The 20242-nt window shown below is 70.1% G+C and carries 16 protein-coding genes; 9 read left to right on the top strand and 7 right to left on the bottom strand.

Annotation, left to right across the window (positions count from 1 at the left end):
• Nucleotides 1-2: 2 nt before the first annotated feature.
• Both ACYVKF_RS18700 and ACYVKF_RS18695 read right to left on the bottom strand, forming a co-directional pair.
• The gene (locus ACYVKF_RS18700) at nt 3-686 is read right to left on the bottom strand and encodes a potassium channel family protein (RefSeq protein ID WP_460968453.1); all 684 of its coding nucleotides are present in this window, start codon (nt 684-686) and stop codon (nt 3-5) included.
• Nucleotides 687-700: 14 nt separating this feature from the next.
• Nucleotides 701-1369, bottom strand: coding sequence for a potassium channel family protein (locus ACYVKF_RS18695; protein ID WP_056917145.1), 669 nt, complete (start codon nt 1367-1369; stop codon nt 701-703).
• Nucleotides 1370-1520: 151 nt separating this feature from the next.
• Here ACYVKF_RS18695 and ACYVKF_RS18690 point away from each other — a divergent pair, with 151 nt between their 5' ends.
• The 6 genes from ACYVKF_RS18690 to ACYVKF_RS18665 all read left to right on the top strand — a co-directional run bounded on the left by ACYVKF_RS18690 (nt 1521) and on the right by ACYVKF_RS18665 (nt 10316).
• Nucleotides 1521-3479 (top strand): APC family permease, encoded by a 1959-nt coding sequence (locus ACYVKF_RS18690; protein ID WP_157581555.1) that lies wholly within the window; start codon nt 1521-1523, stop codon nt 3477-3479.
• Nucleotides 3476-4771 carry a class I SAM-dependent RNA methyltransferase gene (locus ACYVKF_RS18685; RefSeq protein WP_460968451.1) on the top strand — a complete coding sequence of 432 codons (1296 nt, stop codon included), beginning with the start codon at nt 3476-3478 and terminating at the stop codon, nt 4769-4771. Before ACYVKF_RS18690 ends, ACYVKF_RS18685 begins: the two co-directional genes overlap by 4 nt.
• A 50-nt stretch (nt 4772-4821) precedes the next feature.
• Nucleotides 4822-5937, top strand: coding sequence for an MFS transporter (locus tag ACYVKF_RS18680; protein ID WP_460968449.1), 1116 nt, complete (start codon nt 4822-4824; stop codon nt 5935-5937).
• An 81-nt stretch (nt 5938-6018) separates the two neighbouring features.
• On the top strand, nt 6019-6573 hold the full coding sequence (locus tag ACYVKF_RS18675) for an acyl-CoA thioesterase (RefSeq protein ID WP_460968447.1): 555 nt from the start codon (nt 6019-6021) through the stop codon (nt 6571-6573).
• Between the two features lie 104 nt (nt 6574-6677).
• Nucleotides 6678-9470 carry an aconitate hydratase AcnA gene (gene acnA, locus ACYVKF_RS18670; protein WP_460968444.1) on the top strand — a complete coding sequence of 931 codons (2793 nt, stop codon included), beginning with the start codon at nt 6678-6680 and terminating at the stop codon, nt 9468-9470.
• A 126-nt stretch (nt 9471-9596) separates the two neighbouring features.
• Nucleotides 9597-10316, top strand: coding sequence for a hypothetical protein (locus tag ACYVKF_RS18665; RefSeq protein ID WP_460968442.1), 720 nt, complete (start codon nt 9597-9599; stop codon nt 10314-10316).
• Nucleotides 10317-10405: 89 nt separating this feature from the next.
• Here ACYVKF_RS18665 and ACYVKF_RS18660 read toward each other — a convergent pair whose 3' ends face one another.
• The 3 genes from ACYVKF_RS18660 to ACYVKF_RS18650 form a co-directional block, all read right to left on the bottom strand.
• Entirely contained in the window at nt 10406-11791 is a 1386-nt protein-coding gene (locus ACYVKF_RS18660) for an HNH endonuclease signature motif containing protein (RefSeq protein WP_460968440.1), read from the bottom strand.
• A gap of 115 nt (nt 11792-11906) precedes the next feature.
• Nucleotides 11907-12470 (bottom strand): DinB family protein, encoded by a 564-nt coding sequence (locus ACYVKF_RS18655; protein ID WP_460968438.1) that lies wholly within the window; start codon nt 12468-12470, stop codon nt 11907-11909.
• A 25-nt stretch (nt 12471-12495) separates the two neighbouring features.
• The gene (locus ACYVKF_RS18650) at nt 12496-12840 is read right to left on the bottom strand and encodes a nucleoside triphosphate pyrophosphohydrolase (protein ID WP_460968437.1); all 345 of its coding nucleotides are present in this window, start codon (nt 12838-12840) and stop codon (nt 12496-12498) included.
• A 61-nt stretch (nt 12841-12901) separates the two neighbouring features.
• On the opposite strand from ACYVKF_RS18650, the gene ACYVKF_RS18645 reads away from it, so the two are divergent.
• Entirely contained in the window at nt 12902-13861 is a 960-nt protein-coding gene (locus ACYVKF_RS18645) for an SDR family NAD(P)-dependent oxidoreductase (RefSeq protein ID WP_460968436.1), read from the top strand.
• A gap of 106 nt (nt 13862-13967) precedes the next feature.
• On the opposite strand, the gene ACYVKF_RS18640 is transcribed toward ACYVKF_RS18645, so the two are convergent.
• A complete protein-coding gene (locus ACYVKF_RS18640) occupies nt 13968-15758 on the bottom strand; it encodes an NAD(P)-binding domain-containing protein (RefSeq protein WP_460968434.1) in 1791 nt (596 codons plus the stop codon).
• A 133-nt stretch (nt 15759-15891) separates the two neighbouring features.
• Between ACYVKF_RS18640 and ACYVKF_RS18635 the strand changes: the two genes are divergently transcribed.
• Complete coding sequence (locus ACYVKF_RS18635; protein WP_460968432.1) at nt 15892-17130, top strand: sigma-54-dependent transcriptional regulator family protein; 1239 nt, start codon at nt 15892-15894, stop codon at nt 17128-17130.
• 204 nt (nt 17131-17334) lie between these two features.
• The gene (locus ACYVKF_RS18630) at nt 17335-17730 is read left to right on the top strand and encodes a hypothetical protein (protein WP_235529028.1); all 396 of its coding nucleotides are present in this window, start codon (nt 17335-17337) and stop codon (nt 17728-17730) included.
• A gap of 262 nt (nt 17731-17992) precedes the next feature.
• Here ACYVKF_RS18630 and ACYVKF_RS18625 read toward each other — a convergent pair whose 3' ends face one another.
• Nucleotides 17993-19840 (bottom strand): hypothetical protein, encoded by a 1848-nt coding sequence (locus ACYVKF_RS18625; RefSeq protein ID WP_460968430.1) that lies wholly within the window; start codon nt 19838-19840, stop codon nt 17993-17995.
• Nucleotides 19841-20242 lie beyond the last annotated feature (402 nt).

Raw genomic sequence — 20242 nt, 5'->3', positions numbered from 1 at the left:
GCTCAGGCCTCGCCGCGGGGGTTGCGGTCGCCGGGGCTGAGCATCGCCTCGAGCTCGTCCTCGAACTCCGGCGTCGAGATGAAGAGCAGCTCGTCGTGCGGCTCCAGCGAGTCGTCGCGGCTGGGGGCGATCGGGTGGTCCTCGCGGATGATGCCGACCAGGACGGTCTCGCCGGGGAAGTCGACGTCGCCGACCCGCTTGCCGGCGTAGGGGCTGTCCGGCGGCAGGGTCAGCTCGACCATCGTCGCCTTGCCCTGCTGGAACTGGAAGATGCGCACGAGGTCGCCGACGCTGACGGCCTCCTCGACGAGGGCGGTCATCAGGCGCGGGGTCGAGACGGCCACGTCGACACCCCAGGCCTCGTCGAACATCCACTCGTTCTTGGGGTTGTTGACGCGGGCCACCGTGCGGGGCACACCGAACTCGGTCTTGGCCAGCAGGGAGACGACGAGGTTGACCTTGTCGTCACCGGTCGAGGCGACGACGACGTCGCACTCGGCCAGGCCGGCCTCGTGCAGGGCCGTGATCTCGCACGCGTCCGCCAGCAGCCAGTTGGCCTCGGGGACGCGGCTGGACTGGATGTCCTTGCGGTCCTTGTCCATGAGGAGGACCTGGTGGCCGTTGTGCAGCAGCTCCCGGGCGATGGAGCGCCCGACGCTCCCGGCCCCGGCGATGACGACGCGCATGTGGTTCCTTCTGCTCAGTGCCCGGACGGGGCGGGCGGGGCGTCGAGGGTGCGCTCCGCGGCCGGGAGCTCGGACGCGAGGGCGGCGACGTGCAGCAGGTCGCCCTCCTGGAACACGGTCTCGGCGGTCGGCAGGATGCCGGAGCCGAGTCGCGTCAGGTAGGCGGTGCGCGTGCCGGTGACGCTCTCGAGCTCGCTGACGAGCCGTCCGACCCACCCGGGGTTCACGGTGACCTCGGCGATGACGACCTTGCCCGACGGGTCCACCAGCTCGGGCACGTGGCCCTGGGGGAGCAGGCGGCGCAGCATCTGGTCGGACGTCCACTTCACGGTGGCGACGGTGGGTATGCCGAGGCGCTGGTAGACCTCGGCGCGGCCGGGGTCGTAGATGCGCGCCACGACGTGCTCGACGCCGAAGGTCTCGCGGGCCACCCGGGCCGCGAGGATGTTGGAGTTGTCACCACTGGACACGGCGGCGAAGGCGTACGCGTCGGAGATGCCGGCCTCGGCCAGGGTGTCGCGGTCGAAACCGACACCGGTGACCCGGCGACCCTCGAACGCGGAGCCCAGGCGTCGGAACGCGGACTCCTCCTGGTCGATCACCGCGACGTCGTGGCCCTGGCTCTCGAGGCTCAGCGCGAGGGACGAGCCCACTCGGCCGCAGCCCATGATCACGAAGTGCACGACGGTGACGCTACACCGCGGCATACCCCCTCGTGCACGCTGCCGCGCAGGTCCGCGGCAGGGTCTCGCACAGCGACCCCGTGCGCCGCCTAGAGTGTTCGCCGTGGCAACTCCCGGACGCGTCCTCAAGCGTGTGCTTGTCGGTCGCGCGATGCGCAGCGACCGCCTCGGCGACACCCTGCTCCCCAAGAAGCTGGCGCTGCCCATCTTCGCCAGCGACGCGTTGTCGTCCGTGGCGTACGCGCCGGACGAGATCTTCCTGACCCTCGGCCTCGCCGGTGGTGCGCTCGCGCTGACGCACTCGTGGCAGATCGGGTTGTGCGTCGTCGCGGTCATGCTCGTCGTCGTCGCGTCCTACCGCCAGAACGTCCACGCCTACCCCTCGGGTGGTGGCGACTACGAGGTGGCCAACACCAACCTCGGTCCCAAGGCCGGCCTGACGGTGGCCTCGGCGCTGCTCGTCGACTACGTCCTCACGGTCGCGGTGTCGATCTCCTCCGGTGTCCAGAACGCCGCTGCTGCACTGCCGTTCATCCGAGGCCACGAGGTGATCGTCGCCGTCGGGCTCGTGGTCCTCCTCACGGCGATGAACCTCCGCGGGGTGCGCGAGTCGGGGCAGGCGTTCGCCGTCCCGGTCTACCTGTTCATGCTCAGCGTCATCGGCATGGGCATCGTCGGCGTCGTCCGCGAGGTCACCGGCAACCTGCCGCAGGCCGAGAGCGCGGGGCTGACCCTCGTGCCGGAGGACGGGTACGGGCAGCTCGGCAGCTTCGCGATGCTGTTCCTCCTGCTGCGCGCGTTCTCGTCCGGCTGTGCCGCCCTCACCGGGGTCGAGGCCATCTCCAACGGTGTGCCGGCGTTCAAGAAGCCCAAGAGCCGCAACGCCGCCAGCACGCTGCTGCTCATGGGCGTCATCGCCATCACCATGCTCATGTCGATGCTCACCCTCGCGAAGTGGACCGGCATCAAGTACGCCGAGGACCCGGCGACCCAGCTGCTCCGCGACGGCAAGCCGGTCGGCCCCGGGTACGTGCAGGACACGATCATGGGCCAGGTCGCCAAGGCGGTCTTCCAGGGTTTCCACCCCGGCGTGATCCTCGTGTCGATCGTCGCGGGCCTGATCCTCATCCTCGCCGCCAACACGGCCTTCAACGGCTTCCCGGTGCTCGGCTCGATCCTGGCCAAGGACGGCTACCTCCCGCGCCAACTGCACACCCGTGGTGACCGGCTCGCCTTCTCCAACGGCATCCTCATCCTCGCCGGGGCGGCTGCCTTCCTCATCGTCCTGTACAACGCCGAGGTCACGAAGCTGATCCAGCTGTACATCGTCGGTGTCTTCGTGTCCTTCACGCTCAGCCAGACGGGGATGATCCGCCACTGGAACCGCCACCTGCGCCTCGAGCGCGACGCCTCCGAGCGGTCGCGGATGAAGCGCAGCCGCGTCATCAACGCCGTCGGCGCCACCATGTCCGGCATCGTCCTGGTCGTCGTGCTGCTGACGAAGTTCACCCACGGCGCCGGTTACGCCATCGCCGCGATGGTCGTCCTGTTCTTCCTCATGCTCGGTATCCACAAGCACTACGAGCGGGTCCGTGCCGAGCTGCGGGTCTCCGACGACGACGTCGACGCGCAGATGCTCCCCAGCCGGGTGCACGCGATCGTGCTGGTCTCCAAGATCCACAAGCCGACGCTGCGGGCCTTGGCCTACGCGCGGGCCACCCGTCCCTCCAAGCTCGAGGCCATCACCGTCAACGTCGAGCCCGACGAGACCAAGGCGCTGCAGGACGAGTGGGACCGCCGCGACATCCCGGTGCCGCTCAAGGCGCTCGACTCGCCCTACCGCGAGATCACCCGTCCCGTCGTCGACTACGTGAAGTCGCTGCGCTCCGGCCACCCCCGCGACGTCGTGGTCGTCTACATCCCCGAGTACGTCCTGGGCAAGTGGTACGAGCAGGTCCTGCACAACCAGAGTGCGTTGCGCCTCAAGGGCCGGCTGTTGTTCACCCCCGGGGTCATGGTCGCGAGCGTGCCGTGGCAGCTCGCGTCCTCCGAGGGCCAGGAGGAGCGGTTCGACGGGCCCACCGCCGGTTCGGTCCGGCTCGGCCAGTGACCGTCACCGAGCAGGCTTCAGGGCAGGCCGACCTGCGGGTCGGCGACGAGGTCGAGGTCGAGGTCGGCCCGATCGCCCACGGCGGCTTCTGCATCGCCCGCCACGAGGGACGTGTCGTCTTCGTCCGGCACGCGCTGCCCGGCGAGCGGGTCCGGGTGCGGGTCACCGAGGCTCGGGACGGCCAGCGGTTCGTCCGCGCCGACTGCGTCGAGGTCCTCGACGCCAGCGAGCACCGCGTCGCCGCCCCCTGCCCGTATGCCGCGCCCGGCCTGTGCGGCGGCTGCGACTTCCAGCACGTCCGGGTCGCGCACCAGCGCGACCTCAAGGCCACCGTGGTCCGCGAACAGTTCTCCCGCATCGCCAAGCTCGACGTCGAGGTCGTCGTCGAGCGGGTGCCCGGCGACCACGACGGGCTCGGGTGGCGCACCCGCGTCGAGTTCGCCGTCGACGAGGTGGGCCGGGCCGGCCTGCGCCAGCACCGGTCCCACGACGTCGTCCCGGTCGACACCTGCCTCATCGCGGACGAGCGCATCCTCGCGACCGAGGTGCTGCGTGGGCACTGGGACGGTGAGGACGCGGTCGACGTCGTCGCCCCCTCGCGAGGGGAGGCCGTCGTCGTCCGCGTGCCGTCCGGCGAGGCCGACGCCCCGACCGTCGTCGAGCACGTCGAGGCCGCGTCGTTCGTCGCCGACTTCGAGGTGTCGGCCCGGGGGTTCTGGCAGGTCCACCCCGGTGCCGCAGCGACCTTCGTCGAGACCGTGCTCGGCATGCTCGGCCCGCGCGAGGGCGAGATCGCCCTCGACCTCTACTCGGGGGTCGGCCTGTTCGCCGCCGCCCTCGGGCGGGCCGTCGGCCCGCAGGGCAAGGTCGTCGCGGTCGAGTCCGACGCGGGTGCCGTCGCCGCCGCGGCCGGCAACCTCGCGGCATACCCGTCGGTCCTGGCGGTGCGGGCCCGGGTCGACGACGCGTTCGGGGTGCCTCGAGCGACGAAGTCGGGTCCTGCCGGCCGTCGCGGCCAGCGGTCACGCAAGCTGCGTCGCCACCCCCTCCTGCCGCTCACCGCCGACCTCGTCGTCCTCGACCCGCCACGGACGGGTGCGGGCAAGGACGTCGTCGGCCAGGTGACCCGGTTGTCCCCGCGCGCCATCGCCTACGTCGCGTGCGACCCGGCGGCGCTGGCCCGTGACACGTCCTACCTGCGCGAGGCCGGCTACGAGCTGAGGGAGCTGCGCGCCTTCGACGCGTTCCCGATGACGCACCACGTCGAGTGCGTCGCCCTGTTCGAACGGTGAGCGGGAGCGCACCTCACGCCACCACGGGGTCGGTGTGGCGGTTGCCGGGCATGCCGGCGCTCGGGATGCTGTCCGTCCTGGGCTTCAGCGGGTACGCCGCCCTGCTCTCCGTCGCCCCGCTGTGGGCCGTCCGCGGCGGCGCCGACGAGGCCGGATCGGGGCTGGTCAACGGTGTCCTGCTCGCAGCCACCGTCCTCACGCAGTTCGCCGTGCCCGCGTTGCTGCGCCGGTTCGGGCACGGCCCGGTCATCGCGGTCGGCGTGGTGCTCATGGGGGTGGCCTCGCCGCTCTACCTGCTGTCGGACGCCCTCTGGTCCGTCCTCGCCCTGTCCGCGGTGCGGGGTGCGGGGTTCGGCATCCTCACGGTCACCGGGTCGGCGGTGGCCGCCCACCTCGTGCCGGCCCACCGGAGGGGCGCGGCCATCGGCGCCTACGGCCTCGCCGTGGCCGTGCCGAACCTCGTGCTCCTACCCGCCTCCGTCGCCGTCGCCGACCGGTGGGGCTTCGGGTGGGTGTTCGCCCTCGGCGCCCTGCCCGTCCTCGCCGCGCCCTTCGCCTTCGCCGTGGCCCGGGCGCTGGGCCCGCTCGACCGGGTCACCGAGCAGGCGCCGCGGCTCGACCGCGCGGGTGTCGTCGCGGTCGCCCGCCCCACCGGCGTGCTGTTCGCCGTGACCATGGCCGGGGGAGGGTTGCTCACCTTCGTGCCCCAGATCGTCCGGTCGGGCACCGCCTCGGCTGCCGTCCTGCTCGTCCTCGGCGTGGGGACGGCCGCCTGCCGCTGGGGCGCCGGTCACCTCTCCGACCGGTATGGCGCCGAGCGCTTCCTCGCGCCGCTGCTCCTCACCGGGGCGGCTGGGCTTGCCGTCTGCGCCTGGGGGGCCGCCAACGGGGGAGACCTGGCGTTCCTGCTCCCCGGTGCCGCACTGGTCGGCGTCGCCTACGGGGCCCTGCAGAACCTCACCCTCGTGGTCGCCTTCGCCCGGGTGGACCCGGCGCACATCCCGGTGGCCAGTGCCGGCTGGAACGTCGGGTTCGACGGTGGGACGGCCGTCGGTGCGGTCCTGGTGGGGGCGATCGCCACGGCGGCCGGGTTCCCGGCCGGGCTGCTGTTCCCCGCAGCCGTCTGTCTCGCCGCGCTCCTGCTCTGCGTGCCGTCCCGTCGGTGACGGTCGCAGCGACCAGGCCCGCCTCCACACCTGCCCCTGCGGTGCCGGGCCGTGGGGGTAGGTGACCTAGGCTCGCTCGTCGTGTCGATCCCGCCTGAGCCCCAGACCGAGTCCCAGCGTGAGTCCCAGGGTGAGTCCCAGCGTGAGTCCCAGATCCAACCCCTGAGCGAGCCCCAGGGCGAGCCCCCGACCCAACCTGCGAGTGGGTCCCGGGGCGAGCCCGCCGCCTTCACCCACCACGTGGAGGTGCACTTCTACGAGGTGGACCAGGTCGGGGTGGTGTTCAACGCGTGGTACCTCGCGTGGTGCGACGACGCGCGGTTGGCCTACCTCGCCTCCCGTGGGTACGGGTTGGAGCAGGCCCGTGCGGCCGACGCCCTGCCGCTCGTGCGGCACGCCGACATCGAGTGGCTGGCGAGCCTGTCGGCGGGGGACCGGGCGGACATCGTCGTGCGGCCGGTGCGGGTGGGCACGACGAGCTTCACCCTGCGGCACGAGATCCACCGTGCCTCCGACGGCATGCTCTGCGCCGTCCTGACGATCACGTACGTCGCGGCCGGTCTCGCCGAGCGGACCAAACGGGAGCTGCCACTTTCGCTGCGCAGCGCATTGGACGAGGATCGAGTCCGAGCCTGACCACGCGACCACGCACGGCCGACGTGATATCTTGACGTCAAGATAAATCGAGATCGACATCAGAGTGCAACGACGCACACAACTGAGCATCGAAGGAGCAGGCAGTGGCCAGCACGAACAGCTTCAACGCCCACGGTGAACTCACGGTCGGCGACCAGTCCTACGAGGTCTACCGACTGTCCACGGTCGAGGGCAGCGAGACCCTCCCGTACAGCCTGAAGGTGCTCCTGGAGAACCTCCTGCGCACCGAGGACGGCGCCAACATCACGGCCGACCACATCCGTGCCCTCGGTGGCTGGGACGCGAACGCCGAGCCCGACACCGAGATCCAGTTCACGCCGGCGCGCGTCCTCATGCAGGACTTCACCGGTGTCCCGTGCATCGTCGACCTCGCGACCATGCGCGAGGCGGTCAGCGACCTCGGTGGCGACCCGGCCAAGATCAACCCGCTCAGCCCTGCCGAGATGGTCATCGACCACTCCGTGATCATCGACGTGTTCGGGCGCAAGGACGCCTTCGAGCGCAACGTCGAGATCGAGTACCAGCGCAACGGCGAGCGCTACCAGTTCCTGCGCTGGGGCCAGACCGCGTTCGAGGACTTCAAGGTCGTGCCCCCGGGCACCGGCATCGTCCACCAGGTCAACATCGAGCACCTCGCCCGCACCGTCATGGTCCGCGACGGCGTGGCGTACCCCGACACCTGTGTCGGCACCGACTCGCACACGACGATGGTCAACGGCCTCGGCGTGCTCGGCTGGGGCGTCGGCGGCATCGAGGCCGAGGCGGCCATGCTCGGCCAGCCCGTGTCGATGCTCATCCCGCGCGTCGTCGGCTTCAAGCTGTCCGGCTCGATCCCGTCCGGTGCCACCGCGACCGACGTGGTCCTCACCATCACCGAGCAGCTGCGCAAGCACGGCGTGGTCGGCAAGTTCGTCGAGTTCTACGGCGAGGGCGTCGCCCAGGTGCCGCTGGCCAACCGCGCCACCATCGGCAACATGAGCCCGGAGTTCGGCTCCACCTGCGCGATCTTCCCGATCGACGACGTGACGCTGGAGTACCTGCGCCTCACCGGTCGCTCGGAGCAGTCGGTCGCGCTCGTCGAGGCCTACGCCAAGGAGCAGGGCATGTGGCTCAAGGCCGGCCCCGACCAGCCCGAGGCGCGCTACTCGGAGTACCTCGAGCTCGACCTGTCCACCGTCGTGCCGTCCATCGCCGGGCCGAAGCGCCCGCAGGACCGCATCGCGCTCACCGACGCCAAGACCTCGTTCCGCAAGGTCCTGCCCACCTACGTCTCCCACGACGAGGGCGACGCCGGTGTCGCCAGCAGCTTCCCCGCCAGCGACCCGTCGCCGCAGGGCGCGACCGACGGCACCAACGGTGGCGACAAGCCGGCCGACCAGGGTGACGGCGCCGGTCGCCCGTCCCGCAGGGTCTCGGTGACCTCGGCCGAGGGCACGACCTTCGAGATCGACCACGGCATCGTGTCCATCGCGTCGATCACCTCGTGCACCAACACCTCGAACCCGTCGGTGATGATGGCGGCGGCCATGCTGGCCAAGAACGCCGTCGACCGCGGCCTCGCCGTGGCGCCGTGGGTGAAGACCTCGATGGCTCCCGGCTCCAAGGTCGTCACCGACTACTACGAGAAGGCCGGCATGTGGCCCTACCTGGAGAAGCTCGGCTTCCACCTCGTGGGCTACGGCTGCACCACCTGCATCGGCAACTCCGGCCCGCTGAGCGACGAGATCTCCAAGGCCATCAACGACAACGACCTCGCGGTCGTGTCGGTGCTGTCGGGCAACCGCAACTTCGAGGGGCGCATCAACCCCGACGTGAAGATGAACTACCTGGCGTCGCCGCCCCTCGTCATCGCGTACGCGCTGGCCGGCACGATGGACTTCGACTTCGAGACCCAGGCGCTGGGCACCGACACGTCGGGCAACGAGGTGTTCCTCAAGGACATCTGGCCGACCCCGGACGACGTCGAGCGGACCATCGCCTCCTCGATCAACCAGGAGATGTTCACGTCCGACTACGCCGACGTCTTCGCCGGTGACGAGCGCTGGCAGTCGCTGCCGACGCCCGAGGGCAAGACCTTCGACTGGGACGCCGAGTCGACCTACGTCCGCAAGCCCCCGTACTTCGACGGCATGTCCATGGACACCACACCCGTCGAGGACATCACAGGAGCGCGCGTCCTCGCCAAGCTGGGTGACTCGGTCACGACCGACCACATCAGCCCGGCAGGTTCGATCAAGGCCGACAGCCCGGCGGGCAAGTACCTCGCCGAGCACGGCGTGGACCGCAAGGACTTCAACTCCTACGGTTCGCGGCGCGGCAACCACGAGGTCATGATCCGTGGCACCTTCGCCAACATCCGCCTGAAGAACCTGCTGCTCGACGGTGTCGAGGGCGGGTTCACCCGGAACTTCCTGTCCGGCGGCGAGCAGACGACGATCTTCGAGGCGTCCGCCGCCTACCAGGAGGCCGGTGTCCCGCTCGTCATCCTGTCGGGCAAGGAGTACGGCTCGGGCTCGTCGCGCGACTGGGCGGCCAAGGGCACGCGGCTGCTGGGTGTGAAGGCCGTCATCGCCGAGTCGTACGAGCGCATCCACCGCTCGAACCTCATCGGCATGGGTGTCATCCCGCTGCAGTACCCGGCCGGCGAGAACGCCGACTCGCTCGGCCTCGACGGCACCGAGACCTTCGCGGTCTCCGGCATCACCGCCCTCAACGAGGGCACGACGCCGAAGACGGTCAAGGTCACCGCCACCCGCGACGGTGCCGACCCGGTCGAGTTCGACGCGGTCGTCCGCATCGACACCCCCGGCGAGGCGGACTACTACCGCAACGGCGGCATCCTCCAGTACGTCCTGAGGTCGCTCGTCAACAGCTGAGTTCGGTTCTCTCGCGCAACACGACCGAGGGGTATGCCGCGTGGTCACCACGCGGCATACCCCTCGTTCGGTCTGCATCGACCCGAACACCGCGCGCGGGCGGTCCGCTTGTGCCACCCTGCGCCCATGGGTATGGACGTGTACGTCGGTCCGTTGTCGCGCTACCTGTCCGGCGACTGGTTGACCTTGGTGCAACAGGTGGGGGCAGCGGCCGGCCACCACGTCGAGGTGGTGCGTCCGGAGGGCAGCCGGCTCTCACCGGAGGACGCGGCGACGGCCGCTGCCACGTGGCGGGACGAGCTGTGCGCGGCGTTGCCCTGTGGCCCGGCGTGGCGCGAGGGGACAGAGCTGCCGTACTGGACGGACAAGCCCGACTGGGACGGTTATGGCGGACTGGTCCTGCTCGCGTCCTACGTCGAGCAACCGGACCTGGCCCCGGGTCGTGGCGGTGGGTTCCTGCGTCGCGGACGCACCGACGACCCGCGCGACTTCACGTCGGCGCCGGCGTTCGTCGAAGCGGCGAAGGCGCCGAAGCGGTTCCCCAGTCTCCTCAAGGGTGCTCAGTGGTGGCTGCCCGTGGACACCGGCCCAGTGCTGTTCCGGTCGTCGACCCCGTCGGGGCCGATGCTGATGATGGCCAGGATCAGCGCGCTCCTCGTCGAGCTCAAGGGGCTGAGCGAGGCGGTGGGTCTCACCGACCGCGCGGAGCAGGCAGCGGTCCGTCAGGCCGGGCCCCCGAGGCCCGGTGCGGACGCGCAGACCTGCGGCCGGTTCGGGCTCTCGACGTTCCTGCCGTTGGCCGGCAAGGCCTACGTCGACAAGCAGCCTCTCGTGCTGGACCATTGACCCACTCCGCCATCGGGAAGGCATCGACCGCGAAGTTCGACGCGTCGTTGCGCGCCTGTGACCCCGCCGGGGCGGGGTGTGGGGCGGGGTCAGGGTCGGTCGGGGTCCGGTGGGCCCTGCAGGGCGCGAGCGCCCGGGCTCGGGGTGCGCCGGGTGTCGTAGGAGCCGGGCGCCAGGTCCCAGACGACGGTCGGTCCGCGTCGGGTGTCGACCACGGCGCCACGCAGCCGTTCCCGGTGGACGACCGTGTGGTGCGCCCGGCAGAGCAGGGCTGCGTTGTCGATGTCGGTGCGTCCGCCGTCGGCCCAGTGCACGAGATGGTGCGCGTCGGTCCACCGGGCGGGCTTGCTGCACCCCGGGAAGGTGCAGTGCCGGTCGCGCAGCCACAGGTGGCGGATCTGGGCGGTCGTGAACAGCCGCACGGCGGTGCCCTGGTCGAGGACCTCTCCGCGACTGCCGAGCACGACCGGGACGACCTCGGCGTCGCACGCCAGTCGCCGGACGGCGTCGGTGGTCAGGACGTCACCGGTGAGGGTGAGGCCGGCGCCCCGAGCCCGCCGCTGCAGCACCTCGAGCGGGACGGTCACGAGCATCGTGGTCCTGGCCTGGCGCGGCAGCCCGTCAGGGGCCGACACGGCGCGGGTCACCAGGTCGACCAGGGCATCGGCGCGTCGCGCGGCAGGAGTTCGGTGGTCGAGCTCGCCGGTGTCCTCGTCGCGGTGGGGCCGGGCAAGGGCCTCGACGGCCGCGTCGACGACAGCGGCGCCCTCGTCGTCGAGCAGGAGGGTGTAGCGGGAGAGCCCGACGGGACCGCGGGCCTTGGTGAGGGAGCGGTGCGCCCGGACCGTGTCGGCGTCGCGCTCGACGAGCTCGTCGGGGCGCAGCAGGTCACCCGTGCGGCGCACGCAGATGGCCAGGTCGCGCTCGCTCAGGCCACGAGAGCCGGTGGCACCGTCCAGGAGCGTGCCGAGGGCGTCGTCGAGCTGGTCGGGATCTGCCAGCCCGGCGACGGACCGGTGGAACCGGACGAGCTGGGCCGCCTTGCCGACCGGAAGCACCCCGGTCGCCGTGTCGCTGTCGCCGATTTCCCTGGCCGCGGCTGCCGTGGCGGCCTCGACGACCGGACCGAGCCGTGGGTCCCGAGCAGCTCGGGCCACGGTGTCGGCGTCGGTCAGCGTGCGCAGCGGCAGCAGCGGGGCCAGGGACCGGGCCCAGTCCACCGGCCCCCAGCCATCACCCGTGCCGAGGCCGCGGGCCTTGGCTTCGGCGAGAACGGCGACCAGGTGCGCGTCCACTGTTGCCGACAGCTCCCCGAGCGCCCGGACCGCCTCGACCACCTCACCCTCGGACAGCGCCCACAGCCGTTCCGGCTGGGAGTCCGTCAACGCGACGAGGGCTGAGGACAGGGCGCCGAGGACCGGCCGGGCGGGGTGGTCCCCGCGCTGCCCGGCATGCTCCTGCGGTGCAACTGCCATGAACTCACTGTAGGTGCGACCACTGACAGTGCCTCAGTGCCAGATACGTCTGAAACCGTTGGTGCACAACAGCATTCGTGTGACGCGCGAGGTCTGTTCCCCGATGTGCAGGGCCTCAGCCCATCGTCTTCTGGCCGTCCAGCGACTCACGGATGATGTCGGCGTGGCCGGCGTGCTGGGAGGTCTCGGCCAGCAGGTGCAGGACGGCGCGGCGCACGGACCAGCGTGCTCCCGGCTCGAACCACGGCGCCTTGGGCAGCTCGTGGTCCGTGTCGAGGTCCAGGGTCTGGACGAGCTCGTCGGTGTGACGGGCGATCTCGTCGTAGCGCGCGAGCTGTCCCGCGAGGGTCTCGTCGTCCTTGAGCCGGTGGGAGTCGGCGTAGGCGGCGATCTCCGCCGGCGGGTTGCTCCAGTCGATCGACTCCCAGTCGATGTCCGGGGCGCTCCCGGCGCCCTCCGTCATGAAGGTCGCCCACTGGACCTCGGTGTCGGCCACGTGCTTCACGAGGCCGCCAAGGGTGAGCTCGCTGACCGTGGTGCGCTGCCGGGCCTGCTCGTCGTCGATCCCTCGCACGGCGAAGCGCAGGAAGTCGCGGTGCCTGCGCAGTGCCTGCACGAGGTCGGCGCGCTCACGGCTGGAGGCGGACTGCTGGGTGCTGGACTCTGGTGTCGTGGTCATGACGCCAGCGTAGGAAGGGAAGCGGTCAGTTCCTGACCGCTTGGACCTCCGAGGTCGACTCGAGCCACACCCGCTCGGAGAATCCACCGCGCACGATGCGCTTGAACGAGGCGGCCTGCTCGACCTCGTCGAGGGTGAACCCCAGCTCGGTCACCACCGTGGTCAGCACCTCCCAGACGTCCGCGAGCTCGTCGAGCTGCCCGCGGGTCGGCGCCATGCGCAGCTCCACGCTCTCCTCGACGAGCTTGTCGAGGAGGGCCGGGGTGAACTCGGCCGGCGCGAGCACCGTGGTCTGCGCCTCCTCGCCCTTCGATCGGATGATGGCGGGGACCCGGTCGCGGACGAGCTTCCGGTGGCGCTTCTCGTGCATGGGAACACCCTAGGTCCTGCCCGACGCGCTGCTGCCCACCGGTCGCCCGTACCGTGATCCCATGCCCCCCAACCCCGCTGCCCGTGCCCTCGACTGGGCCATGGACAAGTCCCTGGTCCTCGGCTACACGCGGCTGGGACCACGGATCCGTCGCTCGTGGTGGCCCGCGGACCCGCGCCCCGCCTGCCTCGCCGGCCGGCACGTCCTCGTGACGGGTGCCAGCGGCGGGCTCGGCCTGGCCGCGGCCCAACAGCTCGCCGGCCTGGGCGCGACCGTGCACCTGTTGGGGCGCAACGCCGAACGCCTGAAGTCGGCTCGTGTCGAGCTGGTGGCGGCCGAGCCCTCGGCCCGTGTGGAGATCGCGCCCTGCGACCTCAGCGACCTCGACGCGGTGCGCGAGTTCTGCGCTGACTTCACCAAGCGGGTGCCGGAGCTCCACGCCCTCGTGCACAACGCCGGCGTCCTTCCGCCCGAGCGCCGCACGACCGCGCAGGGGCACGAGCTCACCCTCGCCACCCACGTGCTGGGCCCGCACCTGATGACCGCCCTGCTCGCCGACAGCCTGCGCGGCGGACGGGTCGTGGTCGTGTCCTCCGGCGGCGCCTACGGGCAGAAGCTCGCGGTCGACGACCTCGAGTACGCCGAGGGCGACTACTCCGGGGTCACGGCCTACGCGCGCACCAAGCGCATGCAGCTCGTCATCACCGAGCAGTGGGCCGACCGGCTGCGCGGCCGCGTGTCCGTCCACAGCATGCACCCGGGCTGGGCCGACACCCCGGGCGTCACCGAGTCCCTGCCCGGGTTCAACAAGGTCATGGGCCCGCTGCTGCGCTCACCGTCAGAGGGGGCCGACACGGTCACCTGGCTCGTCGCGACCGACGACCCGATCGGCACTGGTGGCTTCTGGCACGACCGCAGCCGTCGGCCCACCCACTACGCACCGGTCGGGGTCGAGACCGCCCCACAGCGCCAACGGTTCTGGGAGTTCGTCGTCGGAGCCACCGGCGAGAACCTGGCCTGAGCGCGGGGGCCGGCCACGCGGCAGACGGGCGAGCGTCAAAGGGGTATGCAGCAGGGCTGGCCGCGCGCGCCGTGGCCAGCCCTGCTGCTGCCAGAATCATCGCGCGTCAGCGCGGGTGGTGCGACTCCTGCAGCCCGTAGACGGGGGTCTCGAGACCCTCGTACCGCGCCCGGAGCTGGAGGGCGAGGAACTGGCTGTAGTGGCGTGACTGGTGCAGGTTGCCGCCGTGGATCCACAGGTGGTCGACGTTGGTCGGCTTCCACATGTTGCGCAGCTCGCCCTCCCACGGGCCCGGGTCCTTGGGGGTGTCGGAGCCGAAGCCCCACACCTTGCCGACGCGGTCGGCGACCTCGGGGGAGATGAGCGTCTCGAGCCAGCCGTTCATCGACTGGTAGCCGGTGGCGTAGACGACCACGTCCGCCGGGAGCTCGGTGCCGTCGGCGAGGACGACGGAGCTCTCCGTGAGGTGGTCGACCTGGCCGTTGACCACGGGGATCCGGCCGTCGATGACGAGCTGGGAGGCGCCGACGTCGATGTAGTAGCCGGAGCCCCGTCGCAGGTACTTCATGAACAGCCCGGACCCGTCGACGCCGAAGTCGAGGTCGAACCCGGCCTCGCGCAACGCGTCGTAGTAGTCCTTGTCGCGGACCTGCATCTCGTCGTACGCCGGCTTCAGGACGCCGGGCATGATCCGGTAGGGGAGTGAGGCGAAGACCAGGTCAGCCTTCTCCGTCGTCACGCCGTTGGCCAGGGCGCGCTCGGAGTAGAGGTCGCCCAGGGCGAGGTCCATGAGCGACTCGCTGCGCACGATGTGGGTGCTCGACCGCTGCACCATCGTCGGCCTCGCGCCGACCTCCCAGAGGGAGGCACAGATGTCGTGCGCGCTGTTGTTGGAACCGATGACGACGACGTCCTTGCCGGCATACGCGTCGCCACCGGGGTGCTGGGAGGAGTGGTGCTGCTCGCCGCGGAACGTGTCCGCGCCGGGGAAGGCGGGGATGAACGGGTACCCGCTCACGCCGAGCGCGATGACGAGGTGCTTCGGCCGCAGCGTGACGTCCTTGCCGTCACGGTTGACCTTGACCTCCCACTCGCCGGCAGCCTCATCCCATTGCGCCCGAAGGCATTCCGACCTCGTCCAGTAGTTCAGCTCCATGAGCGCGGTGTAGTGCTCGAGCCAGTCGCCGATCTTGTCCTTGGCGGCGAAGACCGGCCAGTGGTCGGGGAACTTGAGGTAGGGGAGGTGGTCGTACCAGACCGGGTCGTGCAGGTGCAGCGACTTGTACCGCTTGCGCCACGAGTCACCCGGGCGGTCGTTCTTCTCCAGGATCACGGTCGGTATGCCGTGCCGCTTGAGGCGGGCGCCGAGACCGATGCCGCCCTGGCCGCCGCCGACCACCACGACGTACGGCTGCTCCGTGTCGCCGAGGGCGGCTTCGTCGGCGGTCTTCTTCTCCAGCCAGCTCTGCCGACCCTGGTGGATCTCGTGCTCGACGCCCTTGACCCGCCGCGGACCACCCGGCTCCTCGAAGCCCTTGAGCTCGGTCATCGTCGTGAGCAGCGTGAACGCCTTGCCGTCCACGAGGCGCAGGTGGCCGTGGCCCCGGGCGTCGGCCGTCTCGAAGTCGATCCACGCCTCGACGGTCCCGTCGGCCTCGGTCGCCGGTTCGGCGAGCGCCCAGCCCTTGGGTTGCACGCGGCCGAGCGTCGCCGTCAGCATGTCGGCGATCTGCTCCCGGCCCTCCATGGTCCTGATGTTCCAGGTGAAGGCCACGAGGTCGCGCCAGTAGCACTCGTCCGCGAACAGGTCCGTCACGGCGCCGACGTCCTGGGACTGCAGGGCCTGGTCGAACGACGTGAGCCACGCCTCGGCGACGTCGCTGGGGGAGGTACCCATGGTTGCTCCTTTGCATCCGGGGAGGCCAGTCCACGACACGGTGCGTTGCACCGGCGTTGCACGGAGCCCTGGTGAGGCGTGAGGGGGACGCGCGGGACTCCCGAAACCGGCGTGTGCGTGCGAGAGTGCAGCCATGGGCCGACGCAGCGTCGCGGGGCTCCGCGAGGCGCACGACCGGGTCCTCGCGGGGGAGGACGACGCGCGCGTCAGCGACCAGATCGCCGCCTCGTGGCGGCGGGCGGTGGCGCAGGGCATCGACCCCGAACGCCAACGCCCCCGCCGGTTCCACGAGGTCGACGACACGGTGCGGCTGCGTGCCGAGCACCCGCTCGCGCCATACATCCCCGTCGTCACGGGCCTGCTCGGGGACTCCTCGATCAGCGACGACCACCTCGTCGTGGTCACCGACGTCTCGGGGGAGGTGCTGTGGCGGATCGGTTCGGCGGCAGCGCTGCGGGTGGCGGAGTCGATCGAGTTCGTCGAGGGGGCGAACTGGTCGGAGGGCGGGATCGGCACCAACGCGATCAGCCAGTGCCTCGTGACGGGTTCGGCGGTGGACCTCGTCGGGGGGCAGCACCTCGTGCACTCCCACCACGGCTGGCTCTGCTCGGCTGCCCCGATCACCGACCCCGGCACCGGTGACATGGTCGCCGTGCTCGACGTGTCGGCGCCGGTCGGGCTCGAGCCTGTCGCCGCAGGGGCGTTGGTGCGCACCGCGGCCCGGCTGATCGAGGAGATGATGCGTGGCGACGCGCTGCGGCGACGGGCGCAGTCCCAGCCGGCGCTGCGGGCCGTGGCCCAGATCGGGGTGAACCTGCTCGGCGCCAGGCCCACGGTGCGCGTTGGCGGGGTGGTGCACGAGCTGACCCCGCGCCGCGCCGACATCCTCGCCCTGCTGACGTCGCGCGAGCCGGGCTGGAGCGCCGACGAGCTCGCCGGTGCGCTGTACGGCGACCGCGGGGTGCCCTCGTCGGTCCGGGCCGAGGTGCACCGCCTGCGCGAGGTGCTCGGCCCGCGGCTGGAGTCCTCGCCCTACCGCCTCGGCGGTGACGGGGTGTCCGTCGACGTGTGGAGCGTGCGCCGGGCGCTGGCCGCCGGCGACCTGACCCGCGCCCTGGAGCGGTATGCCGGGCCGCTGCGCCCCGGCTCCGGATCGCTGGAGGTGGCCCTCCTGCGGGCCGAGCTGCACGAGACGCTGCGCGGGGCGGTGCTGCGGTCGGGGGGCGCCGGGCTGCTGGCACGGTGGGTGGACGGTGGGGGAGCGGACGACGTGGCCGCCCTCGAGGCGCTGCTCGCGGCGCTGCCCGTGGGCAGCCTCGCCAGCTCCCTGTATGCCGCGCGGCTGGCCCGGCTCGACGCGACGTTGCGCTGAGGTAAGGCTTGTCGGCGCCACCCTTCATGGCCCCGGAGCCAGGAATGGTCGTGGGTCGCCCTCGCTGAGCACCATCCGTGGCCGCGGAGCCACGAACGGTCGCGAGTGGCTGTCGGCACAGCCCGGCATGACCTAGACTCGAACACATGTTCGAACGCGGCGACTCCCACACCCGGTCGTCCGCCACGCCGCCCGGAGCTGGTCGTGCCGAGCCGCGCCCGCCGGGCTGAGGTCCTCGGGGCGGTCCCGCCGGGCTGGCCGCCGCTCGTGCCGCCGCCGGAGAGCCCCGGGTGGCAGGTGCCGGCCGTCTCGTGGCTGCTCGACCACTGCCCGTCGGACTACCGCTCCTACGCGGGGTGGCGCCGCCAGCCGGTGGCCCTCGCCTGGGTGGCGACGCGGCACATCGACGCCCAGCTGGTGGCGATGAGACAGGCGTACCGCGAGGTGCGCGTCGAGCTCGGCGACCACCTCACCAGCGAGGGGCTGACCCAGGTGCTCGCGGACCTGGAGGCGGAAGGGGTACGGCTGTTGGCGGCCCGCCGCAGCGCCGGGCTCGTGTACGACGCCCTCCAGGGCAAGCGCTACGTCCCTCGGTTGTGAGCCAGCCGCGTTCTCGGTTCGGCCTGCAGCACGTCTGAACAAGCGCACTCTCTCGAGAACCTGCCCCATCCCGCCCAGAATGCCCCAGCCGTCCGCAGGCTCGCCGGCACTGCCGGAGGCTGGGGCCTGTGTGCGAGCGAGGTGCTAGGGGCCCTCTTCTGGAGGACATTCCGACGGGGGCGCCCATCTTTGGGTGCGCAAGCACTTTGGTCCTGAAACCCCCAGTTCGACCCCACCCCGGTTGGTGCTGTGATTACCCTGGTCAATCTGCCCAACTGAACACAGGCTCACGCGAGTCGAGGTCGGGACGCCACCAGTCCAAGCCGAGTCTGCGACGACACGATTCCTCGGCAATTCCGCTGAGTCCCCGGCCGGGGCCGGCCCTCCAGATGTTGTCGTCGTCCATCCACGGCAAGAAGAGATCGCGACCCGTCAATAGCAGCGGAAATGCCACTGTCGGTCTCCCGAACTCGTCTTCGCGCACGGCCTGCCTTTGACAGTGGTCACGAAGCAACGCGCGTTCCTCGTCGCCGAAGTCGTCCTTAGTCGTCGCGAAGAGCAGTTGTGTACGCATGCTGTCGAGACGCACATTGTCCCGTAACCATTCGAGATTCCCAACATCTTTGGCATCAACACGGTTCCGACTCTTCACCTCGCCGAGAACCAATGCGGGCTCCACGCCCGGCAGGATCGCAACCACGTCCGCCTCGGCACGGCGCGAACCCTTCATAACCATCAGGCCCAGGTCGTGGCAATCCAAGCCGCCTTCAACTTGAGTCAGGTGGGCCAACTGTCCCACTGTCGCGAGGACGGGGATCATTGCCTGTACCTGCGCCTGACCAAGGTGCCCTGCGAGCCGGAGCTGCCAAGTATGTGCGCGTGACGCCAAGATTGGAGCAAGCTTCACGTCTTGGCCACAAAAGTCACAGTGCACCTCATGGGCCAACGCTTGCGGTTCTAGGTACATCCAAGCCCTGCAATACAGGCACTTGGCCTTGAGTACGGCGTTAATCATCCCGCTTCGCATCAAGTGATTGAAGACATCGTCCGCGTAGTCTTCATCGGTGGCGCGCCAGAGGTCGCCCGGCCACGAACCCAGGTTGCCAGCGATCTCATTCTTGATGCGCTGAGGCGGGACGCCAGTTGGGTGCCCCGCGAGGAGCCGGAGGGCCGCAGCCATGCCGGGCTGACTCAACGCCCCCGAAGCCGACCCCCCCAGGAGTTCGCCAGCTCGTGTCTGGAAGAGCCCATCGTCCGACTGGCTCACGTCGCACCCATCAACAAACAGGCGCGAGAAGACGTCGGCCTTGCGATGGAGTTGCAAACGCATTCTTCGAGTAGAGGCACGAACGCCGGCTACATATCCATCCTCAGTTGGGCGAAGGGCGCGCGGCATGTCATCGGTCACATGTTCAAGCAGGTCGCTGAATGCGGGGTCCGCTGGGACGCGACCAACCAGCCGAGGATCTGAGCCAACGACACGCTCGATCTGAACTTCCGCCGCCACTGTATGAAACTCGAGAAGCGGGTGGTTGGGGCGCGCAGCGAGTGGGATGGCGGGAAGTGAGAGAGACGTACGCATTGCCCCGTAGGGCAGGCTCACCTGAAACGGCTCCTCAAAAGGGGTCGTGACGGTGCACTGGCGTAGAGGCGGAGGTTCGAGGCCCACCATGTAGTTGACCTGGACAGAATCGGACCTATATGCGACCGCCTTGGCCAAGTCATAGGGCGCTTCGGAACTATCGGCTGTCAGATCCCAACATACGAGGACCGCCGTGCCTCCCGCATCTTCGGCCGTGAGATCGAAAGTCGACAGAATATCGCCCCATTGCTCCTCCGAGGGAGGAGTCATTGCCTGATCAATAAGGGCAATAGGCACGCCAAGCGACCGGACGTTCCAAGCCCAACGCATGTGCTCAGGTTCGGTTCTGTCGACTGCTAGGACAACCGGGACGCCGAAGGTGCTTGAGCGAGTGGCGAAAGCCGCAGGCAAATCCGCCATTTTCTGGCCCATAAATGGATTCTGTGGGCCGCTCGCTCTGAACCAACTCAAAAGAGGATCATCCTCAATCAGCCCGGAAGTGCCCTCGATAGAGCGCCAAGGCAACATGCCGTGGGAGTACCGAGTCTTGCTCGAGAACGGGCCATATTCGTCCCAACCGCGCCAGAGAAGGTGCAGTTCGCGTAGTTCTTCGGAACCCCCCTTCTCAGCCGTGGTGTCCCATAGGGCATCCAACTCGTAGGCCCGAAATGCGCCTTGGATCCGCGGCGTGCTGAGCGAGCTGGGAAGGACTGGGCAATAGCATCCACCCCAACGTGAGGTGAGCTGGTCGAGGACATGACCCAGCTCCGAGACGGAAACGCAACCCGTGATCACCCCTAGCCGAACGGGCCGTAGACGAACCGCCCCTTCGACATGCGTGCTGCTGTGAACAGACAAGACTGTCGCTCCTCTGGCTCTATCTCAAGCGGCAACTGTAAGCGTCTGGCTCCTGAAACTGACCTGTTCGTC

It is taken from the genome of Pedococcus soli (assembly GCF_054782575.1).
The sequence above is the reverse complement of the archived record's forward strand: the minus strand, read 5'-3'. Positions and strand labels throughout refer to the sequence as shown.